Source organism: Nonomuraea zeae (assembly GCF_005889725.1).
Taxonomy (GTDB): Bacteria; Actinomycetota; Actinomycetes; order Streptosporangiales; family Streptosporangiaceae; genus Nonomuraea; species Nonomuraea zeae.
In genome coordinates this window covers 14,722-34,250 of sequence record NZ_VCKX01000117.1, presented here as the reverse complement: position 1 = coordinate 34,250, position 19,529 = coordinate 14,722, and the positions used below count along the sequence as shown (strand labels likewise).

Here is a 19,529-nt window from a genome sequence, read left to right as displayed (position 1 = left end):
ACTCAACGGAGATCCAGTGGACGACGGATGGTTTGGGAAGATCACCCGTTCTACCGGATCTCCGTTCTCATGTCTTGATCACCAAGGGCCTCGCAGATCCAGACCCAGCCCTAACTAACCGGCATTGCGGTTAGGGCTCGGAGGTCCTGCGGCAGGGGTGCCGGGGACGTCAGGGCTGCATGGCGCCGAGCACGTCGAGCACGTCCGCCGGCAGCTTGCGCGCGGCGGCGTCCCTGAACTGGGTGAAGCACTCACCCTGCGAGGACACCGTGCCCGCCCCCTTCATGCACTCCTGGTAGGCCGAGTATTCGTCCATCAGGTAGAGCTGCATCGCGGTGGCCCCGGCGGACAACGCCAGCGCGATCGAGGAGATGGTGATGCCGCTCACGGCTATCCCCGTGGGCTTGCCCACGCCTTTCAGCGCCGGGAGTGCGCGGATCCCGGCCATGAGCGCGAACAGCGCCATGACCAGGCCGGCGAGCGGCAACATGAACGTCATGGCCAGCGCTGCGATGGACAACCAGATCGCTCGGCGGCCCGCTGAATCAGCGGGCTGCTGGCCTGCCGGTGCCTGCACCGGTGTCGACACCTGACCTCCTCTGCGTCGCCGGGCGAGGAACAGATACCCTGGCACCCCCACCCTGTTTTCCACTTGGAGAGTGTGCGTGTCTAAGGCTGGGCGGCTCGTCGTCCTCGTCTCCGGCTCTGGAACCAACCTACAGGCCCTGCTGGACGCTTCTGCCGACCCGTCGTACGGCGCTCGCGTGGTAGCGGTCGGCGCCGACAGGGATGGGATCGAAGGGCTGGCCAGAGCGTCGAAGGCAGAAGTCCCGACATTTGTGGAAAAATTGCGCGATTACGGGACACGGGCGGACTGGGACGCGGCCATCGCGGCCAAGATCGCATCGTACGAACCCGACCTGGTGGTTTCAGCCGGTTTCATGAAAATTTTGGGTGCGCCCACGCTCGACGCGTTCCCTGTGCTGAACACCCACCCCGCGCTGCTGCCCTCGTTCCCCGGCGCCCACGGTGTGCGCGACGCGCTGGCCCACGGGGTCAAGGTGACCGGCTGCACGGTGATGCTGGCCGACTCGGGGATCGACACCGGGCCGATCGTCGCGCAGGAAGCGGTGCCCGTACGTCCGGAGGACGACGAGGCGGAGCTGCATGAGCGCATCAAGACCGTCGAGCGGCGCCTGCTCGTCGACATCGTCGGCCGGATGGCCCGGGAGGGCTGGACGGTAAGCGGACGTATCGTCCGAATCGGCAACCAATCAGGAGGGGAATCCACGTGACTCGCATCGCCATCCGGCGCGCGCTGATCGCTGTTTATGACAAGTCCGGGCTCGAGGAGCTGGCCAGGGCCCTCGACGGCGCGGGGGTGGAGATCGTCTCGACCGGTGGCACGGCCGCCGCGATCTCCTCCTACGGGATCCCGGTGACGAAGGTCGAGCAGCTCACCGGGTTCCCGGAGTGCCTGGACGGCCGGGTCAAGACGTTGCATCCGCGCGTACACGCCGGGTTGCTGGCCGACGTCACCAAGCCGCACCACGTGGCCCAGCTCGACGAGCTGGAGATCGACCCGTTCCAGCTGGTCGTGGTGAACCTCTACCCCTTCCAGGAGACCGTGGCCTCCGGCGCGTCCGACGCGGAGTGCGTCGAGCAGATCGACATCGGCGGGCCCGCCATGATCCGCGGCGCCGCGAAGAACCACAACACCTGCGCCGTCGTGGTCGACCCCGGTGCCTACGGTGAGGTGCTCAACGCGCTGGCCGAGGGCGGCTTCACGCTCACCGACCGCAGGCGGCTGGCCGGCATCGCCTACGCCCACACGGCGTCGTACGACGTGGCCGTGGCGAACTGGTTCGCGCAGTCGGACGGGGCGGACGAGGACGAGTTCCCCGTGTTCAACGGGGCCACGTACGAGCGCAAGGCCACGCTGCGCTACGGCGAGAACCCCCACCAGCGCGCCGCCCTCTACACGGCCGGCACGGGCGGCCTGGCCAACGCCGAGCAGCTGCACGGCAAGGAGATGTCCTACAACAACTATCTCGACTCCGACGCCGCCTGGCGCGCGGCCTGGGACTTCCCGCAGCCGTGCGTGGCCATCATCAAGCACCAGAACCCGTGCGGCATCGCCATCGGCACCGACGTGGCCGACGCGCACCGCAAGGCGCACGCGTGCGACCCGACGTCGGCGTTCGGCGGGGTGATCGCGGTCAACCGCCCAGTGACGGTGGAGCTGGCCAGGCAGATCTTCGAGGTGTTCACCGAGGTCGTCATCGCGCCGTCCTTCGACGCCGAGGCGCTGGAGGTGCTGCGCGGCAAGAAGAGCCTGCGCCTGCTGCAGTGCGCCGAGGGCCCGGCGTCGGCGACCGAGTTCCGCAAGATCGACGGCGGTCTGCTGGTGCAGTCGGTGGACCGGGTGGACGCGCCCGGCGACGCGGCCACGCAGTGGGAGCTCAAGACCGGTGCGCCCGCCTCGCCCGAGCAGCTGGCCGACCTGGAGTTCGCCTGGCGCGCCAGCCGCTCGGTGAAGTCGAACGCCATCCTCCTGGCCAGCGGCGGAGCCACCGTGGGCGTGGGCATGGGCCAGGTCAACCGGGTCGACTCGTGCCGCCTGGCGGTTACGAGGGCGGGCGAGCGCGCAGCGGGCGCGGTCGCGGCCTCCGACGCCTACTTCCCCTTCCCTGACGGGGCGCAGGTGCTGATCGACGCCGGGGTCCGGTTCATCGTCGAGCCTGGGGGCTCGATCCGCGACGAACTGGTCATCGAGGCGGCGGAGAAGGCCGGGATCACTCTCTACTTCACCGGCACTCGCCACTTCTTCCACTGATCGTCCGCTTGAGGGCGACATGGTCGATCATGTCGCCCTTTTGCCGTTTTTGAGGCGAGCACCGGTTGTCGCCGGTTAGCCTGATTGCCTCTCCTGCCTCATTCCCCCGGAGTTCCCCTATGGCAATGCTCGATGCGGTCCTGCAGGTGTTCGTCACTATGAACGGCTTTGCGACCAGCCCCTTCGTGCTCCTGGTCCTCGCGTTCATCGGCGCCTATCTCGGCAGCCGAGCCGTGGAGGTCATCCCGTTCACCCGCCGGATCATCGAGCGCCGCGAGGCCCAGGCCGCCGCCGAACGCGAGTAACCCGGCCACGACGCCGCCGCCGGGGCCTAGGGAACGCCCCCTGGGGCCGGTGCCGCATTGGGCTGTCTCGCCCCCGGATGGGGATGTCCCTCCGGGGGCGGCAGGCGCGTGTTGAGCGGTGCGTCGCTCGCAGTCTCGGCTGCCCGGTCGCGGTCTCGATCGCCTGATCGTCCGATAGCCGGGTTCAGTCGCTTGGTGTCCGGACTGCTCGCCAGGCCAGGTTGGCCGCTCCGGCGAGTGCGGCGCGTACGCCCAGGGTGCTCTGCTTGACCTGGACGGCCCGTACGAAGGCCAGACCGGCCACGTCGTCCAGGGCGCGCTCCAGGGGATCGAACAGGGTCTTGCCCGCACCCGACACCCCACCGCCGATGACCACAGTGGTGACCTCGGCGGCGGCGGCCGTTGAGGCGATCATGCCGGCCAACGCTCGGGCGCCGCGCTCGAACGCCGCGACCGCGATGGGATCCCCGGCGGCGGCGTCTTCGGCGAGCATGCGCGCATCCGCCTTCTCACCCGGCACACGCGACACCCCCGCTGACTCGCTGGATGGGCCACCGGATGGGGTCACATGCGGATCGTTGGATTGCCACCTGGATGGGTCACTGGGCGGATCGTTGGATTTGCCATCGGCTGGGGCGTCGGGCAGGTCCTTGGATCGCCCATCGGACGGCTCACCGGGTGAATCGGTGGGTCGGCCATCGGACGGATTGCCGGGCGGGACGCTGGATCGCCCCTCGGACGAATTATGGACGGCACCAGGGGACCAGCCGTTCTCCAAGGCCCACCGGACCAGGTTCGGGCCGCTGGAGTAGCGCTCGACGCATCCCCGGCCACCACATTCACAGCGCTCGCCGTTGGGGTCGATGCTCATATGCCCGACATGCCCGGCGTTCCCGGTCGGCCCCAGGAGCGGGGCGCCATCGAGCACCAGACCGCCGCCGATCCCGGTGGACACGACGATGCCGAGCAGCGACGTACACCCTTGGCCGGCCCCCAGCCAGTGCTCCCCGAGAGCGAAGCACTGGGCGTCGCCCGCGAGCATGGTGGGGAGCCCAACCAGCTTCTGCACCTCGTCCCGCAGCGGGAATCCGCGCCAACTGGGCATGTTCACCGGGCTCACTGTCCCGGCGGCGAGGTCGAGGGGGCCCGCGCAGCCGATGCCGACGGCCTCGGGCGGCGGGCCGGTGTCCGTCACCTCCGCGATGAGGGCCGCCAGGGCGGACATGACATCCGTACGCGGCGTGGGCCGGGTAGCGGAGAACAGGACGGAACCGGCCTCGTCCACCAGTGCGGCGGCGAGCTTGGTTCCTCCGATATCAATGGCAAGTACGCAGGTCATCAGTGTTTGTGGTGGTTGTCGGGCTGGCGAGGATCACCAGGATGTTCGAGGCCGGGGACGAGTCTTACCTTCTGGGCACGCATGTCGTCGAGCCATCGCGCGAAGGCTCGACGCCGCGCAGATTCCAGCAGCGGCGAGTCGTGCTCGCCCGTCTCTGGTCTGGGCGCGGCTCGGTCACGCACTGAGGAACCGACCGCGAATGGGCCGGACATGGATAGGGCTGGGGCCGGTTGGTGTGGCATGTGCTCCTGTCGTGTGGGCCGAGGCGTCGCGAACTCCTCTGGTACGGGTGCCGGAGTGGCCACCGCGACATGCCAGCCGAGCGCATCCTCCACCGGCCCCACGATCGTGCCGTAGGTCTGGCGTCGGATGGCTTCGGCGATGGCGGACGGCAGGGAGTCGAGCGTCACCGCGCCGAGCGGTTCGAGATCGGACGGGGTCGCCAGGTCGGCGCGCGAGCGGTCGGCGAAAAGGCGGTGCTGTACGAGGTGAAGTGGCGGGCGCGGAAGCTCCCTAGAGGGTCGCCGCCATTCCGGAGGTACGGTCACCGAGGCGGTGACGTGCTGGAACATCGCGCGCACCCACACGCTGCCGTTGTAGGCGGCGGCGTTGATCGAGCCCAGCTCCACGGCGGCCACCCGGTCGAGCACGGTGGGCGGGGGGTGGCGGCCGTCGCGCCCGGTCTGAGCACAGGGCAGGCGTCGGGCGTCCGGGCGCTCAAACTGGGACCCGGCACGGTGTGGCGCCACTTCGGCATGGTGCGCTGCCATCTCAGCACCGTGCGTTGACAGCTCGGCACGGTGCCGGGCTGCCACCGCACGGTGCGATGGCACCTCCTCTGAAGGCAAGCCGAGCTCGGCAGCCGTCGACTCGCAGAGGGATTCGGTGAGGATGACCTGGGTCAGCCATCGGGCGAGCTGCCGGTCCTCGGAGCTGCCCGGCGCGGGCAGGGCCGCTCGGAGCGGACCATTGCGCAGGTCGGCGATGCGCTGATTAAGGCGGCTGCGCGGAATGGGAAGGTCACCGACCCAGCCGATGATCGCACCCGCACCCGCAACCCCACCCGCACTCGCACCTGCACCTGCGGGGCCGGTGATCGGGCCCGCGTCTGCGGCCGGGTCTTCTGCGGCGGTGGTGTGCGGCCGGTCGTGGGCGTGGAGGGTCACCGGGTCACCTCCAGGCGCACCGCCGGGGCGTACTGGCAGCGGCCGAACCACATGACCTTGGCCAGCGCCCAGGAATGACCGTCGGCGGCGTCCTCGGCCGCCTCGACCGGGAACGACACGTCCACCGCCGCGCCCGCCGCCACCGTGAAGCCCTGGATGACCTGCGGGAGCAGGGACCAGGTGCCCCAGGGGGAGGCGAGCTGGGCCTCGCCGCGGATCTCGTCGGACGTCGTGTTGGTGAGCCGCAGCACGAGGGAGGTACGGTCGCCGGGACACAGCGTCAGGGCTTCGGTGACGACGGAGATGGCCAGGCCGGTGGGGCGGGACTCGGCGGACTTGGTGCCGCGGGTGGCGGCGTGGTGCTCCGGAGGCGGGCCCGGCACGGGAAGCTCCGGGGCGTCTCCGAAGGCCACGGTGGTGACGTCCTCGAACGACTGGCCGCCTGCCGAGGTCCGGGCGGAGATGAAGTACAGCCCGTGGGTCGTCTCTGCGGAAGACGGCGGGGGAGTCACCGTGACCGGGAATCGGAGGTGGCCGCCCGGCGCGAGGCGGAAGGGACGCTGGGCGGGGGTGGCGCTCCACCCTTCCGGTACGCGCACCTCGACCAGGCCCTCGTGGGGCTCGTCCGTCAGGTGGGAGGAGAGCACCGCCTCCACCTCGAAGGGGCCCTCGGGCGAGGTGACGAGGCCGGGGGTGAGGGCGATGGAGATCGGCAGGTAGCCCAGCGGGGCGGGCCCCTTGTTGTGCAGCCAGTAGCGGCTGTAGACGGGCTGGGCCTGCTCTGTCGTGGGGCCGAGCTCGTAGCCCGTGGGCGGAGCCGGTGTCACCGCCGATCCGCGTGCTGTCGCCGAGCCCGCTGGTACGGCCGGTCCGTGCGAGGTCGGTGAGGACGCAGCGGTCGGCGGTGCGGCTGCGGGTGGTGCGGCCGGGACCAGGTAGGTGGCGACTTCGGAGCCGGTCAGGCGGAGGCTGGTGACCGGGCCGCCGGGGCGTTCGAGGAGGTCCGAATGAGTGAGGTCGCTCAGGGCGAGGACGGGAGAGGCAAGCTCGGCCTCCACACCCAGGCCGGTCGATTCGATCAGGCGGATGGTCAGGGTGGGCGCGCCACCACCGGTCAGAGGCTCGGCCGCGGCGGCCGTCAGGAGCTCGGCCGTGTCGGCAGCCAGGCTGTCGGCGGCCAGGGGTTTGGCCGAGCCTGAGGCGAGGGGCACGGCTGAGCTCGCGGCCGGGGGTGCGGTCGAGCCTGTGATGCCGGGGGTGGCGGTGCTGGTCAGGCCGTGGGCGTGTGGGTTGCCGGTGGCTTTGAGCGTGCTGAGCAGGACGTCGCGGGCCGGCGTGAGGGTGAGCAGGGAGTGGGTCGAGGGGAGGTCGCCGGGCTGGGCGGCGTCCACCAGGCGGGCATGGAGCGGGGTGATGTGCTCCTGCGCCGCGGCAGGCAGCTGCAGTGCCCGCCAGTCGCCTGGGCCGGCCGCCAGCGAGTAGGTGAACTCGTGCGTCCAGTGCTGGAGCTGGAAGCCCGAGCCGTCAGGGGTCGTGCGGTGGGGCGGGTCCAGCCAGACCCCCGACGGCCAGCCGGTGCAGGAGCGCATCAGCGACAGGTGCAGAGCCCCCGACGGGTCCACCGCGAAGCCGGGCAGGCCGTAGGTGAGCAGGGCGACCGTGCGGTCGTCGAGCCGTTCCGCGCCCAGCGGGCAGACCGCCTCGATCGTGGCGTCGGCCAGGTCGGTCACCAGGTCGGCGATCGGGCCCGAGACGATCAGGGCGGGCAGGGCGCGCAGATCGCGGAGGTCGGCGCTCGGCTGCCAGACCTCGGGCAGCGGGCGCGCGGCGGGCACCCAGACGCGGGAGGCCCCCGACTTGATGGCGTCGAGGTAGGCCGGGTCGGCCCGGGAGAGCAGCTCGGCGGCCAGGGGGTTGTCGTCGGGGCCGCCCAGGACGATGCGTACGTCCGGCAGGTTCGAGTCGACGTCCAGCCAGCCGTAGCGGGTGCCGGGCGCGGAGGACGTGGTGGCCGTGACGCCCACTCTGGCCAGGGCCACCACCAGGTCGCGGGCCTTCGGGGCGTCGGCCAGGGTCGGCACGACGATCTCGGCGACGCCCAGCGCCCGCGCCCCCGCCTGCCCGAGATCGACCTTCGCCGTGGCGGACAGGCCGAACCAGGTGTTGGCGGGGTTGTCGAGCGTCCACGGATGCTCCGCCGAGTCCACGTCGGGCAGCGCGAACCCGCGCCCCACCACCGCGCCCGACACGTCGGACACCGGAAGGGCGCCCTCGACCAGGGCGGGGAAGCGGACGCGGAGCAGCCGGTCGGCGCCGGTGTGGTCGAGCACGCGGGTGGCGAAGTCGATCCGGTCGGAGCCGGTCAGCAGGGTGACGGTCTGCTCGTAGGCGATCTCGCCGACCTGGCCGGTGACGATCAGGCGCCGGCCGACCGGGCTCGTCTCCGTGCGTACGCTCGCCGCCGGCGCCTGCGCCGACCCCACGGCGCGGCCGGTGGGAATGAGATGCCAGGGCCCCTCGCCCATGTCGGGATGCTGGGGATATTCGTGGTAGACGCGTAGCTCGTTACCCGGGCCGGTGAGGAGCTCCTGGCCCGAGGCCCGGTCGGCGATCGAGGTCAGCGCGCCGCCCTGGGCGGGGTCGGTCGTGACCTGCCAGCGTTCGTTCGCGATGGTGACGGGGCCCGGCGTGGCGGCGGCCTGGGTCTGCCGCCAGCCGCCGGGGGAGCCGGGGACCACGCGGTAGGTGCGCCAGCCCATCGACGGCACCTCGCGGGCCAGGAAGGCGAGCGTGCCGCGCTCGGACACGGCGGGCACCTCGGCCCCGGACGGGTCGGCCAGGGTCTGGCCGGCCGGCAGGGGGATCCGGACCAGGCCGTCGCGGGCGAAGGGCAGGGTGTTGGTCACCACCACGCTGCGCTCGTCCACCGAGATCCGGGCGGTCAGAGCGTCGAGTGCGGCGTCGCGGGCGGCGGCGGCCAGGTCGTGCGCCTCGCGCCAGCCGGTCAGCAGGTCGATGTAGACCTGGTCGGACTCGGAGCCGGTGATCGCGTCGTGGTGCGCGCCGTAGGCGAGCTGCCGCCACACCTTGTCGAGCGCGGTGTGCGGGTAGCGGCCCAGACCGAGCGCGGCCGCGAACGCCGACAGCCGCTCGGCGTCGAGCGCCGCCACCTCGGCGGCGCGCTGGGCCTGCTTGGTGTCGATGTAGGAGACGTCCTTGCCGGTGTAGACGGGGTTCATGTCGCGGGTCTGCGGGCTGAAGGACGACCGGCCGGCGCGTACGGCGCTCAGGAAGTCGGCGGGCGTGGCGCAGACGAACCTGGGCCAGACATAACGGGCCGCCCACGCCCGGTGGAGATCGGTGACCCACTTGTTGGGCGGGGTGTAGTCGGTGCCGACCGGGAGCAGGATGTTCTTCGTCGCGGCGACCGGCTTGAGCGAGCGGTAGAGGTCGTAGACCGCCAGGGCGGCCGCCTCCAGGGACGGCGCGGAGTCCATCCACCACCCGGCCGAATAGTGGGCCGGCATGTAGTGGGTCAGCACCCCCTGCCCGGACGGCGCGATCCACTCGAACTCGCTCGGGAACTGCATCAGGGCCGCGTCGTTCTTGGCCTGCCTGAAGTTTTTGCTGATCGGCCCCCACTGGTGGAACGGCCCCCGCGCCCACGCGCTGCCGGTCAGCCCGGCCGCCGCGAGGTAGCCGGGGAACTGCGGATCGTGTCCGAACACGTCGAGCTGCCACGCGGTGCGCGGGTCGCCGCCGAGGATGTCGCGCTGGTAGCCGATGCCGTAGACCAGGTTGCGGATGGTGGTCTCGGCCCCGGTCAGGTTGGTGTTGGGCTCGTTGTACGTGCCCCCGACCAGCTCGGCCCGGCCCTCGGCCATGAGGGCGCGCAGGTCGGCCCGCCGCTCGGGATGGGTGTCGAAGAACGGCTTGAGATAGTCGACCTCGGCCAGCACGAAACGGTAGTCGGGGTCGCGCAGCGCCAGCTCGATGTGCGCCTCGACCAGCGCGAACGCGTTTCGCTCATAGAGCGGCCTGGTCGTCGCGTCGGCGGAGAGCAGCTCCCACGGGCTGGTGTAGGCGGCCTGCGTGTTCCACCACACGGGGTCGTAGTGGAAATGGGAGACCATGAACATCGTCCAGCCCGGCTCCTCCGCCGTGACCTCGACCTCCAGCGACTCCTCCCCGCCCAGCGTGAGCAGGCACGCGACGGTGGTGCCCGGCGTCGCCGACACGACCATGGGGATCTCCAGCACGCCCGCTGCGGGCGGGACCGTCACGGGGGCGGCCAGCCGGACGCCGTCGCCGCGCAGCTCCAGCGAGGACCTGCGCTCGGCCTCGGCCACGGTGACGCGGAGCACTTGGTGCGGCTCGTCGGGCGAGCCCACGAACAGATCGGTCGACTCTGCGGACAACAGGCGGAAAGGCAAGGGGAGACCTCCGTGAGCATGTTGCTGGCGCCCGTAACCCTAAGCCCTTCCAAGATCAATGACAACGATGTCAACGATTGCCTGTGGATAACCGGGAGCAACTGCCTGGCGTCTGTGGATAACTCGTGAGCCGCCGTCGTGTCAGCCCCTCAGATTCGCCTGCGGAGTCCGTACGGTCCTTCCGGCCATCTCGGCGGCGGGAACGCGCGGACGGCATGGAAGGATTGCGGCATGAGCGCAGTGAAACTCGACGGTAAGGCGACCGCCGCCAAGATCAAGGCCGAACTCGCGACCCGGGTGGCCGCGCTCAAGGAGCGCGGCATCACGCCGGGCCTGGGCACCGTCCTCGTGGGCGACGACCCCGGCAGCCAGATCTACGTCGCGGGCAAGCACCGCGACTGCGCCGAGGTCGGCATCGCCTCCATCCGCGTCGACCTCCCGGCGACCGCCACCCAGGCCGAGGTCGAGGCGGCCATCGACGAGCTCAACGCCTCCGCCGAGTGCACCGGCTACATCGTCCAGCTCCCGCTGCCCAAGCACCTCGACACGATGGCCCTGCTGGAGCGGATGGACCCGGCGAAGGACGCCGACGGCCTCCACCCGGTCAATCTCGGCCGCCTCGTCCACATGGTCGACGCGCCGCTCCCGTGCACCCCGCACGGCATCGTGCTGCTCCTTCAGGAATACGGCGTGCCGGTCAAGGGCGCCGAGGTGGCCGTGGTCGGCCGCGGCATCACGGTAGGCCGCTCGCTCGGCCTGCTCCTGACCCGCCGCAGCGAGAACGCCACCGTGACCCTCTGCCACACCGGCACCCAGGACCTGGCCGGTCACGTGCGCCGGGCGGACATCGTGGTGGCGGCCGCGGGCGTGCCCGGGCTCATCACCCGCGACATGGTCAAGCCGGGCGCGGCCGTGCTCGACGTTGGGGTGTCCCGGGTGGACGGCAAGATCGCCGGCGACGTGGCGCCGGACGTGGCGGAGGTCGCGGGCTTCCTCACGCCCAACCCCGGCGGCGTCGGCCCCATGACCCGCGCCCTGCTGCTGTCCAACGTGGTGGAGGCGGCAGAGCGTCTCCACTAGGCCACCGGACGTCACGCGCGTTCCCAAGAGAGCGCGCATCCGTCATTTGACGGAGGTGACGGGCGGCGCGTCGGCCCAGGATGGTCCTCGAGGTGCCCTACCAGCACAAACGCGGGTAGGGCAGGCCGAGAGGAGTGCTCCATGGAGCTGGACGGGCTGGTCGCCGCCGTCACCGGCGGGGCCGGTGGCCTGGGCGCCGCCATCGTGGACGGCCTGTACGCCCGCGGCGCCCGGGTCGTGTACGGCGACCTGCGCGACCGCGCCGACAAACCCTGGCAGAAGCCCTCCGAGGGCACACACCCCTCCGACAGCACGCAACCCGCCCAGAGCGCGGGCCGGTCGGACGGCGTGCCCGTCTACCACCCGCTTGACGTGTCCGACCGGCACTCCTGGGACCAGTTCGCACAAGCCGTCCGCACCGCCCACGGCCGCCTGGACATCCTCGTCAACAACGCCGGCGTCAGCGCCCGCAAGGACCTGCTCGACACCACGGACGACGACTGGGACCGGGTCCTGCGCGTCAACCTGTGGGCCCCCTGGACCGGCCTGCGCACGTTCATCGACGACCTGACCGCCAGCCCCCACGCCAGCGTCGTCAACATCGGCTCCATCTACGGCCACGTCCCGCCCCCGCCGCCGCCCTCACCGCCGTCCTCCGTCGCCTACCAGGTCAGCAAGGCCGGCCTGCACATGCTGACCAAGACCGCCGCGGTGGAGCTGGCGAGCAGGGGCATCCGGGTCAACAGCGTCCTGCCGGGCGTGTTCGTCACCCCGCTGCTCCAGCAGCTGTCCGACGAGCAGCTGCGCCCGCGCGTCGAACGCGCCCCCATGGGCCGCCCGGGCGACCCCGCCGACGTGGCCGCCGCAGTCAGCTACCTGGCATCCCCCCAGGCGTCGTTCGTCACCGGCGTGCTGTTGCCGGTCGACGGCGGATACATCGCCTCATAACCCCCTGAGAGTGAGACCAGCAGATGAGCGCCCACAGCCCCACCAGCCCGACCGGCCCTGCCGGCCCGGCCAACTCGGCCGGCCCGACCGGCCCTGCCGGCCCGGCCAACTCGGCCGGCCCGAGCGGCCCGGCCAGACCCCAGAGCTCGAAGATGCGCGCGGTGGTCGCCGGCAGCTTCGGCAACATCATGGAGAACTACGACAACCTCGTGTACGCCTACACGGCGGCCACCCTGGGCAGGTTGTTCTTCCCCGAGTCCGACGGCCTGGTCGGCACCCTCTACACCTTCGCCGTGTTCGCCGTCGGCTTCCTGATGCGCCCGCTCGGCGCGATCACCTTCGGTCACGTCGGCGACAAGTTCGGCCGCCGGATCGCGCTCGTGGTCAGCGTCCTGCTGATGGGCGCGGCCACGACCCTGATCGGCCTGCTCCCGACGTACGAGAGCATCGGCGTCCTGGCGCCGGTGCTGCTGGTCGTCCTGCGCATGGTGCAGGGCTTCTCGGTGGCGGGCGAGTGGGCGGGCTCGGCGGCCTTCCTGGTCGAGTACGCCCCGGCCGGCCGGCGCGGGTTCTTCGGCAGCTTCAACCAGGTCTCGACGGCGGCCGGGTTCCTGCTGGCCTCGGGGGTCGTCGCGCTCAACGCCACGATCTTCACCGAGCAGCAGGTGAACGAGTGGGCCTGGCGCATCCCGTTCCTGCTGTCGGCGCTCACCGCGGTCGCGGCGCTGTGGCTGAGGTACGGCCTGGCGGAGACCCCGGCCTTCACCGAGGAGAAGGCCAAGGGCGCGACCGCGAAGAGCCCGCTGCGCGAGGGCCTGAGCACCCAGCTGCCCAGCATCGCCCGCGGCTTCGGCTTCACGATGCTCTGGACCGTCGCGTACTTCTTCTTCCTCACCTACCTGCCCACCTGGCTCACCGACGTCGCGGGCGTGGACGCGGGCGTGGCGCGCACCTCGAACCTCGTCGGCCTCGTGACGCTGACCGTGTGCATCGCGGCGTTCGGCGCCCTGTCGGACCGGATCGGCCGCAAGCCGCTGCTGCTGACCGCCGCGACGGGCTTCCTGCTGCTGAGCTGGCCGGTGATGGCGCTGCTGCAGAACGGCGGGGCGCTCGGCGTGTACGCAGGCCAGATCGTCATCGCCGTCATCCTGGCGATGTTCTCGGGACCCGGCCCGGCGGCGCTGTCGGAGCTGTTCCCCACCAAGCTGCGCTATTCGACCATGTCCATCGGCTACAACTTCGCCGTCATGGCCTTCGGCGGCACCGCGCCCTTCGTGGCCACCGGAGTCGTGCAGCTCACCGGCTCCGGGATGTCGCCCGCCCTGTTGCCGATCGTCTCCGCCGCGGTCACGCTCGCGGTGGTGCTCGGCATGAAGGAAAGCGCACACCGAAGCCTGCACTGAAGGAGCCTGATCATGAACCCACCGCTGATCGCGGTCGAGGGCACGTACGAGGAGATGGGCGCGGAGCTCGGCCGACGCACCAGCGACCTGGTCGAGCGCAGCACGGAGACCTACCTGCGCCGCTTCCGCGACCAGGCCGGGCTCTCCGCGAAGGACGTGCTGCGCTGGGGCGCGACCTACCTGGACGTGGCCAGGCAGTACGACGCCCGCATCGCCGCCATGCTGGAGGGGCTGGCCGCCGGAGCGGGCCGCCCCGTCGAGCACATCACCGCGCTCAACGCCCGCACCGAGATGCTGTACGGCACCGGCTACCGCGACGAGGGCTGCACCTCGGTGGCCGTGCTCCCCAAGCACACCGCGAGCGGCCACACGCTGCTCGCCCAGAACTGGGACTGGCACCCCGAGCAGGGCCCGGTCACGTTCCTGCTGGCGACCAGGGACACCGAGGGCTTCTCCGTGCTCACCCTGGCCGAGGCGGGCATGCTGGCGAAGTCGGGGCTCAACTCGGCGGGCCTCGGCGTCTGCGCGAACCTGCTGGTCTCCGACCGCGACACCGGCGGGGCGGGCGTGCCGTACCACTATCTGCTGCGCGGCGTCCTGCAGTCGCGGACGATGAGCGAGGCCCATCGCAAGGCCCTGGACGTGCGCCGGATCTCCTCCGGCAACCTGCTCATCGCGGACGCCGGAGGCGAGGCGATCGACCTGGAGGTGGCGCCGGACGTGTTCGGCGCGATGCTGCCGCAGGACGGGCTGATCACCCACTCCAACCACTTCCAGTGCCCGCTGCCGCTGGTGGACAGGAAGGCCGCGACGTCGGCGCTGACCCTGCTGCGGCCGGCGCGGGCCAGGCACCTGCTGGAGGACGCCGCCGCGGCCAGGACCCTGGACCTCGCCGACATCGTCGCCGCGCTGCGCGACCACTACTCCTATCCCGACGGCATCTGCCGCCACGTGAACCCGGACGTGGTCAAGGGCGACGAGGTCGCCTCGGTCTACTCGGTGCTGATGGACCTGGACCTGCGCGAGCTGTACATCGCGGCGGCGCCGCCGTGCGAGCGGCCCTATGAGCACTGGCGCCTGGACGACGTGTTCGCGCCCGGCGCGCGCCCGGAGACCCGTTTCCACGCAGGGGAGCACCATGCCTGACCGATCGACCATCTGCCTCACGTTCGACTTCGACGCGATCTCGCTCTGGCTGGCCCGCGGGATGACGTCGCCGGGGCCCGTCTCGCGCGGCGAGTTCGGGGCGCACGCGGTGCCGCGGATCCTCAGGATGCTGCGCGAGCGCGAGCTCACCGCCACGTTCTTCATCCCCGGGCACACCGTGGACACCTATCCCGGCCAGTGCGCCGCCATCGCGGAGGCAGGCCACGAGATCGCCCTGCACGGCTACCTGCACGAGCCGGTCTCCAAGCTCGACCGCGACGGCGAGCTGGCCGCGGCGACGCGGGCGCGCGACTCGATCAGGAAGGTCACCGGCTACGACCCCCGTGGCAACCGCACGCCGAGCTGGGACTTCACCCCCTCGACCGTGGACGTGCTGCTGGAGCTGGGCTGCGAGTACGACTCCAGCCTCATGGCCACCGACTACACCCCCTACTACGCCAGGCGCGGCGACGTGCCCGACCTGGACGGCCCGTACCGCTTCGGCGAGCCCACCTCGCTCGTCGAGCTGCCGGTGTCGTGGTCGCTCGACGACTACCCCCAGTTCGAGTACCTGCGTACGGACAACGGGATCATGCCGGGGCTGCGCGAGCCGGACAGCGTCTTCCGCAACTTCCTCGGCGACATCGACTACCTGCTGCGCTACGAGCCGGGCGGGGTGTGCGTGCTGACGTTCCATCCGCAGGTCATCGGGCGCGGGCATCGCCTGCTGGGCCTCGAACGCTTCCTCGACGCCTGCCTCGACCGGCCGCTCGACTTCCGTACCTGCCTGGACACCGCCAGGGCCGTCAGGGCGGGCGCCTGATGCGCGTCCTCGTGATGGGCGCGAGCGGCGGCATCGGCTCCGCGGCCTGCGCCGCGCTGGAGCGGAGGGGCGACGAGGTGGTGGCGGTGGACGCGCCGGGCTCCACGGTCGAGGCGGATCACCCGCGGCACGTGGTGGCCGACCTCGGCGCGAAGGGGGCCGCGCGGGCGGCGGTCGTGGCCGCCTGGGAGCGTCACGGGCCGCTGGACGCGCTGCTGCACGTCGCGGGCCTGTTCCCGGCACGCAGGGCGCTGGAGACGACCGAGGAGCTGTTCGACACGGTGGTGGCCGTGAACACCCGCTCCGCGCTGGTGGCCGCGACGACCCTGGCCGAGCTGTGCGTACGCGCCGCGCGCCCGGCCACCGTCGTGTTCACCAGCACGGGCGGCGCCCAGCGACCCCGCCCGGGCACCACGGTGTACGCGGCGTCGAAGGCGGCGCTGGAGGCCGTGACCAGAGGGCTCGCGCTGGAGCTCGGACCGCTCGGGATCCGCGTCAACGCCGTCGCCCCCGGCTTCGTGGACGTCGGCTCCCCGCTGAACCCGGTCCCCGGCGACTACGTCGAAGCCGTGCGCGCGGCGAGCCCGGCAGGCCGCGTGGCCACGCCCGCCGACATCGTGCCGAGCCTGCTGTGGCTGTGCTCCGAGGACTCGGCCTGGGTCAACGGGCACGTGCTCGCGGCGGACGGCGGCGCGGGCCTGGGGCCGGTCAACGCGCCCTCATGGCTGCCCGACGGCGCCCAGCCCCGGGCCGGTTCCCCGCGCCGGGCCCGCTCCTAGCCCGGGGCTGCGGAAGGTGTCCCTGGCCAGCTCGGCCGGCATGATGACCCGGCTCCTGCCGTCCTGCACCTGGTGGACGAGATGCGCGTGGGCCAGCGAGGCGTCGGCGGTGTCGTCGGGGTAGACCAGCGCGCGCTGCCCGCGACCGCCGAAGTAGTACGGCCCGGCGGCCCCGCGGTGCACGCCCTCCCGCAGCGAGCGCACCACGGCACCGAAATCCCACGGCCGCCCCACCGCCGACCAGGCCCCGGCCAGCATGTGGATCATGTCGTAGTGGATCGCCGCGCTGCCGCTGCCGGGCTCGTCGCCGTACGCGTGCCGGTAGCGCTGCATGAACCTGGTGCTCACCGGATCCCCGTACGTCCCGATGACCGTGGACCACAGCAGCCCTTCGGCCAGCCCTTCCATCCGTTCCTCGAAGCGCGGGATCGTCGGCGTCCACACCGTGTAGACGAGCGTGCGGCTCCCGCCGCCGCGCAGCTCCTGGAGGAAACGCCGCAGCTCGTCCTCCACGTACGTGCACACCAGGACCGCGGCCGGGTCGAGCGCCCGCACCGACGCGACCACCTCCGGCCACGGCACCCGCGTGTCCGGGATCGGCATCATGGCCGCCAGGTCCCAGCCGTGCGCGCCCGCGAGCCGGTCGAGCCCGTACGCCTGGGCCGCGTCGTGGCCGTCGGCGCGGAGCAGCGCCACGAGCCGCCGGTTGTCCGGCCGCCACTGCCCGGAGCGCGTGAGCAGGTCCAGCGTGCGCACGAACCCCGACAGGTACGCGGTCTCGGTCGCGCACACCTGGAACGTCTGCCCGAGCACGCCGGGATTGTCGTGCACGTGCTCGGTGATGACGGGGGCGACCATGGAGTGCATGAGAGGCGCCCGGTACTCGGCGGCCAGCGTGATCGCCCCGAGGTGGTGGCGCGGGCTGACGTTGCCCAGCGTGATGGCGTCCACGTCGTGCGAGCGCAGATACTCCACCGCGTCCAGCAGGTCGCCGTCGGCGTCGCCGGAGACCTCGATGGCGAGGTGGTCGACGCGCCGCCCGCCGACGCCGCCCCTGGCGTTCAGCTCCTCCACGGCGATCGCCGCGCCCCTCCGCATCGCGAGCGCGTCGAACCGCCGCGGCCCGTCGAGCGGGTAGATCGCCCCCAGCCTGATGGGCCGCCGCGCGCCGCCCCGCGCCGCCGACGGCGCTCTGGGGACGGGCAGGTCAGCGCCGTCCCTGGTCACCCGCCCGACGGCGGTGAGCTCGAACCCGTCCGGCCCGGGGAACGGCGCCAGCAGCGCGTCCTCGGCCACCGCGAGCGCGGCGGCCGCCGCCCGGGTCGGCGCGCCCAGCTTGGCCAGCACGTGCTCGACATGCGTCCCCACGGTACGGGTGCCGCAGCCCACCCGCGCGGCCGTCTCCGGGTTCGTCATCCCGACCGCCACGCAGGTCAGCACCTCGTGCTCGCGCTGGGTCAGCCCCCACGGCGGCTCGCACCGCTGCGCCTCCAGCCCCGTCACCGTGCCGCGCTCGGTGCCGGAGACCTCGATCGTCACCCGGTACAGGTGCCGGTCCGCGCCCCGCCAGTAGTAGCGCAGCACGCCGGGAGACTCCTCGGCGGCCCGCCTGGCATGGCCGACCAGCGAGCGTTCGCCCGCGAAGAACGCGGCGGCGCCGGTGTGGACGCGCTGTGCGGCGTCCACCGTGAGCCTGGCTCGAAACGCAGGCTCGGCTTCGAGACGTTTCCCCATCTAGCGACGATACCGGGCACATGCCCGATATCGCCATTGTGAGGAAATCCGACGTCAGAAGGGGTATGCGGCGACGTCACCCTGCATGGTGACCCACTGCGTCTCCGTGAAGGCGTCGATGTTCGCCCCGGTCCCGCCGAACCGCGTGCCCGTGCCCGAGGCCCCCACCCCGCCGAACGGGGCCACCGCCTCGTCGTCCACGGTCTGGTCGTTGATGTGCACGATGCCGGTCGGCACCAGGTCGGCCAGGGCCAGGCCCTTCATCACGTCGCGGGTGAGGATGCCGAGCGAGAGGCCGTACTCGGAGTCGGCGGCCAGCGCCGCCGCCTCCTCCAGCGAGGAGAACGTCATCACCGGCGCCACCGGCCCGAACACCTCCTCCGCGTACGCGGGCGCGGAGGCCGTCACCCCGGCCAGCACGGTGGGCCGGTAGAACAGCCGGTCGTAGGTCCCGCCCGCGGCGAGCCTGGCCCCGGCCGCCACGCTCTCGGTGACCAGCCGGTGCACCCGGTCGCGCTGCCCGGCGTCGATGAGCGGGCCCAGCGCGACCTGGCCGGTCGCCGGATCGCCGACCGGCAGCGCGGCGGCCTTGGCGGCGAGGCGCTCGACGTACTCGTCGGCCACGGCCTCGTGCACCAGGTGCCGGCCCGAGGTCATGCAGATCTGCCCCTGGTGGAAGAACGACGCCCACGCGCCCGCCGAGGCGGCCGGTTCGAGGTCCGCGTCGTCGAACACGACGAGCGCCGAGTTCCCGCCCAGCTCCAGGTGCACCCGCTTGAGCAGGCGCCCCGCGGCCTCGCCGACCCTGCGCCCGGCCGCGGTGGAGCCGGTGAAGGAGATCACGGGGATGTTCGGGTCGGCGACCAGCGCCTGCCCGGCCTCCGGGCCGCCGGGCAGGACGTGCAGCAGCCCGCTGGGCAGCCCGGCCTCCTCGAAGACCCGCGCGATCGAGAACCCGCCGCACACGGCGGTGCGCTGGTCGGGCTTGAACACGACCGCGTTCCCCAGCGCGAGCGCCGGCGCGACCGACCTGATGCCCAGGATGAGCGGGAAGTTGAACGGCGCGATGACCCCCACCACCCCGGCGGGCACGCGCCGGGCGAAGCTGAGGCGCCTGCGGGCCGTCGGCAGCACCTCGCCGAGCGGCTGCGAGGCCAGCGCCGCCGCCTCGTAGCACTCCTGCGCCGCCACGTGGGTCTCGAAGCCCGCCTTGCCCGGCACGCCGCCCGACTCGCGGACGATCCAGTCCTGGATCTCCTGCGCGTGCTCCTCGAAGAGCCGCCCGGCCCGCCGCAGCAGCGCCGCCCGCTCCTCGTACGGCGTCGCGGCCCAGGCCCGCTGCTCCTTGCGCGCCCGTACGGCGGCGGCCGCCACGTCGTCGGCGCCTGCCGTACCGGCCCGGCCGAGCTCGTCACCTGTCGCCGGCTCGACGACCGGCGCGTCCCCGGCCCGCGAGGCCCGCCAGCCGCCGTCGAAGATCGATCCTGTCCAGATCTTGGGGTCGAGGAACGTCATGGTGAGCCTCCTTGGGGTGGAG

At 72.0% G+C, this 19,529-nt stretch carries 15 protein-coding genes; 9 read left to right on the top strand and 6 right to left on the bottom strand.

From position 1 onward, the window contains the following. Positions 1-169: 169 nt before the first annotated feature. Positions 170-520 carry a hypothetical protein gene (locus ETD85_RS32105; protein ID WP_240779572.1) on the bottom strand — a complete coding sequence of 117 codons (351 nt, stop codon included), beginning with the start codon at positions 518-520 and terminating at the stop codon, positions 170-172. Positions 521-665: 145 nt separating this feature from the next. On the opposite strand from ETD85_RS32105, the gene purN reads away from it, so the two are divergent. The 3 genes from purN (at position 666) to ETD85_RS32090 (ending at position 3,141) form a co-directional block, all read left to right on the top strand. Then, positions 666-1,295, top strand: a complete 630-nt coding sequence (gene purN / locus ETD85_RS32100; protein WP_138693557.1) for a phosphoribosylglycinamide formyltransferase — start codon at positions 666-668, stop codon at positions 1,293-1,295. Further along, a complete protein-coding gene (gene purH, locus ETD85_RS32095; protein WP_138693556.1) occupies positions 1,292-2,836 on the top strand; it encodes a bifunctional phosphoribosylaminoimidazolecarboxamide formyltransferase/IMP cyclohydrolase in 1,545 nt (514 codons plus the stop codon). The genes purN and purH overlap by 4 nt, the downstream gene beginning before the upstream one ends. Positions 2,837-2,955: 119 nt before the next feature. Then, on the top strand, positions 2,956-3,141 hold the full coding sequence (locus ETD85_RS32090; RefSeq protein WP_240779571.1) for a hypothetical protein: 186 nt from the start codon (positions 2,956-2,958) through the stop codon (positions 3,139-3,141). A 184-nt stretch (positions 3,142-3,325) separates the two neighbouring features. Here ETD85_RS32090 and ETD85_RS66030 read toward each other — a convergent pair whose 3' ends face one another. The 3 genes from ETD85_RS66030 to ETD85_RS32070 are packed head-to-tail and all read right to left on the bottom strand — an operon-like array spanning position 3,326 to position 10,064. After that, a complete protein-coding gene (locus ETD85_RS66030) occupies positions 3,326-4,480 on the bottom strand; it encodes an ROK family protein (protein WP_240779570.1) in 1,155 nt (384 codons plus the stop codon). After that, entirely contained in the window at positions 4,480-5,646 is a 1,167-nt protein-coding gene (locus tag ETD85_RS32075; protein ID WP_138693555.1) for a DUF7158 domain-containing protein, read from the bottom strand. The genes ETD85_RS66030 and ETD85_RS32075 overlap by 1 nt, the downstream gene beginning before the upstream one ends. Then, complete coding sequence (locus tag ETD85_RS32070; protein ID WP_240779569.1) at positions 5,643-10,064, bottom strand: glycoside hydrolase family 38 N-terminal domain-containing protein; 4,422 nt, start codon at positions 10,062-10,064, stop codon at positions 5,643-5,645. Before ETD85_RS32070 ends, ETD85_RS32075 begins: the two co-directional genes overlap by 4 nt. A gap of 246 nt (positions 10,065-10,310) precedes the next feature. Between ETD85_RS32070 and ETD85_RS32065 the strand changes: the two genes are divergently transcribed. The 6 genes from ETD85_RS32065 to ETD85_RS32035 all read left to right on the top strand — a co-directional run bounded on the left by ETD85_RS32065 (position 10,311) and on the right by ETD85_RS32035 (position 16,258). After that, positions 10,311-11,159 carry a bifunctional methylenetetrahydrofolate dehydrogenase/methenyltetrahydrofolate cyclohydrolase gene (locus ETD85_RS32065; RefSeq protein WP_138693553.1) on the top strand — a complete coding sequence of 283 codons (849 nt, stop codon included), beginning with the start codon at positions 10,311-10,313 and terminating at the stop codon, positions 11,157-11,159. A gap of 141 nt (positions 11,160-11,300) precedes the next feature. Beyond that, positions 11,301-12,107, top strand: coding sequence for an SDR family NAD(P)-dependent oxidoreductase (locus tag ETD85_RS32060; protein ID WP_138693552.1), 807 nt, complete (start codon positions 11,301-11,303; stop codon positions 12,105-12,107). 23 nt (positions 12,108-12,130) lie between these two features. Further along, complete coding sequence (locus ETD85_RS32050; protein ID WP_206058807.1) at positions 12,131-13,510, top strand: MFS transporter; 1,380 nt, start codon at positions 12,131-12,133, stop codon at positions 13,508-13,510. A 12-nt stretch (positions 13,511-13,522) separates the two neighbouring features. Then, positions 13,523-14,656: a C45 family autoproteolytic acyltransferase/hydrolase gene (locus ETD85_RS32045; protein ID WP_206058805.1), complete on the top strand. Its 1,134-nt coding sequence runs from the start codon at positions 13,523-13,525 to the stop codon at positions 14,654-14,656. Next, complete coding sequence (locus tag ETD85_RS32040) at positions 14,649-15,479, top strand: polysaccharide deacetylase family protein (RefSeq protein ID WP_138693548.1); 831 nt, start codon at positions 14,649-14,651, stop codon at positions 15,477-15,479. Before ETD85_RS32045 ends, ETD85_RS32040 begins: the two co-directional genes overlap by 8 nt. Further along, positions 15,479-16,258, top strand: coding sequence for an SDR family NAD(P)-dependent oxidoreductase (locus ETD85_RS32035; protein ID WP_138693547.1), 780 nt, complete (start codon positions 15,479-15,481; stop codon positions 16,256-16,258). Before ETD85_RS32040 ends, ETD85_RS32035 begins: the two co-directional genes overlap by 1 nt. Here the strand turns inward: ETD85_RS32035 and ETD85_RS32030 are convergent. Together ETD85_RS32030 and ETD85_RS32025 are read right to left on the bottom strand one after the other, a co-directional pair. After that, entirely contained in the window at positions 16,199-17,992 is a 1,794-nt protein-coding gene (locus ETD85_RS32030; protein WP_138693546.1) for an ABC transporter substrate-binding protein, read from the bottom strand. The two genes, ETD85_RS32035 and ETD85_RS32030, sit on opposite strands and share 60 nt — an antisense overlap. Positions 17,993-18,046: 54 nt before the next feature. Continuing rightward, positions 18,047-19,507, bottom strand: coding sequence for a benzaldehyde dehydrogenase (locus tag ETD85_RS32025; RefSeq protein ID WP_138693545.1), 1,461 nt, complete (start codon positions 19,505-19,507; stop codon positions 18,047-18,049). Positions 19,508-19,529: the final 22 nt, after the last annotated feature.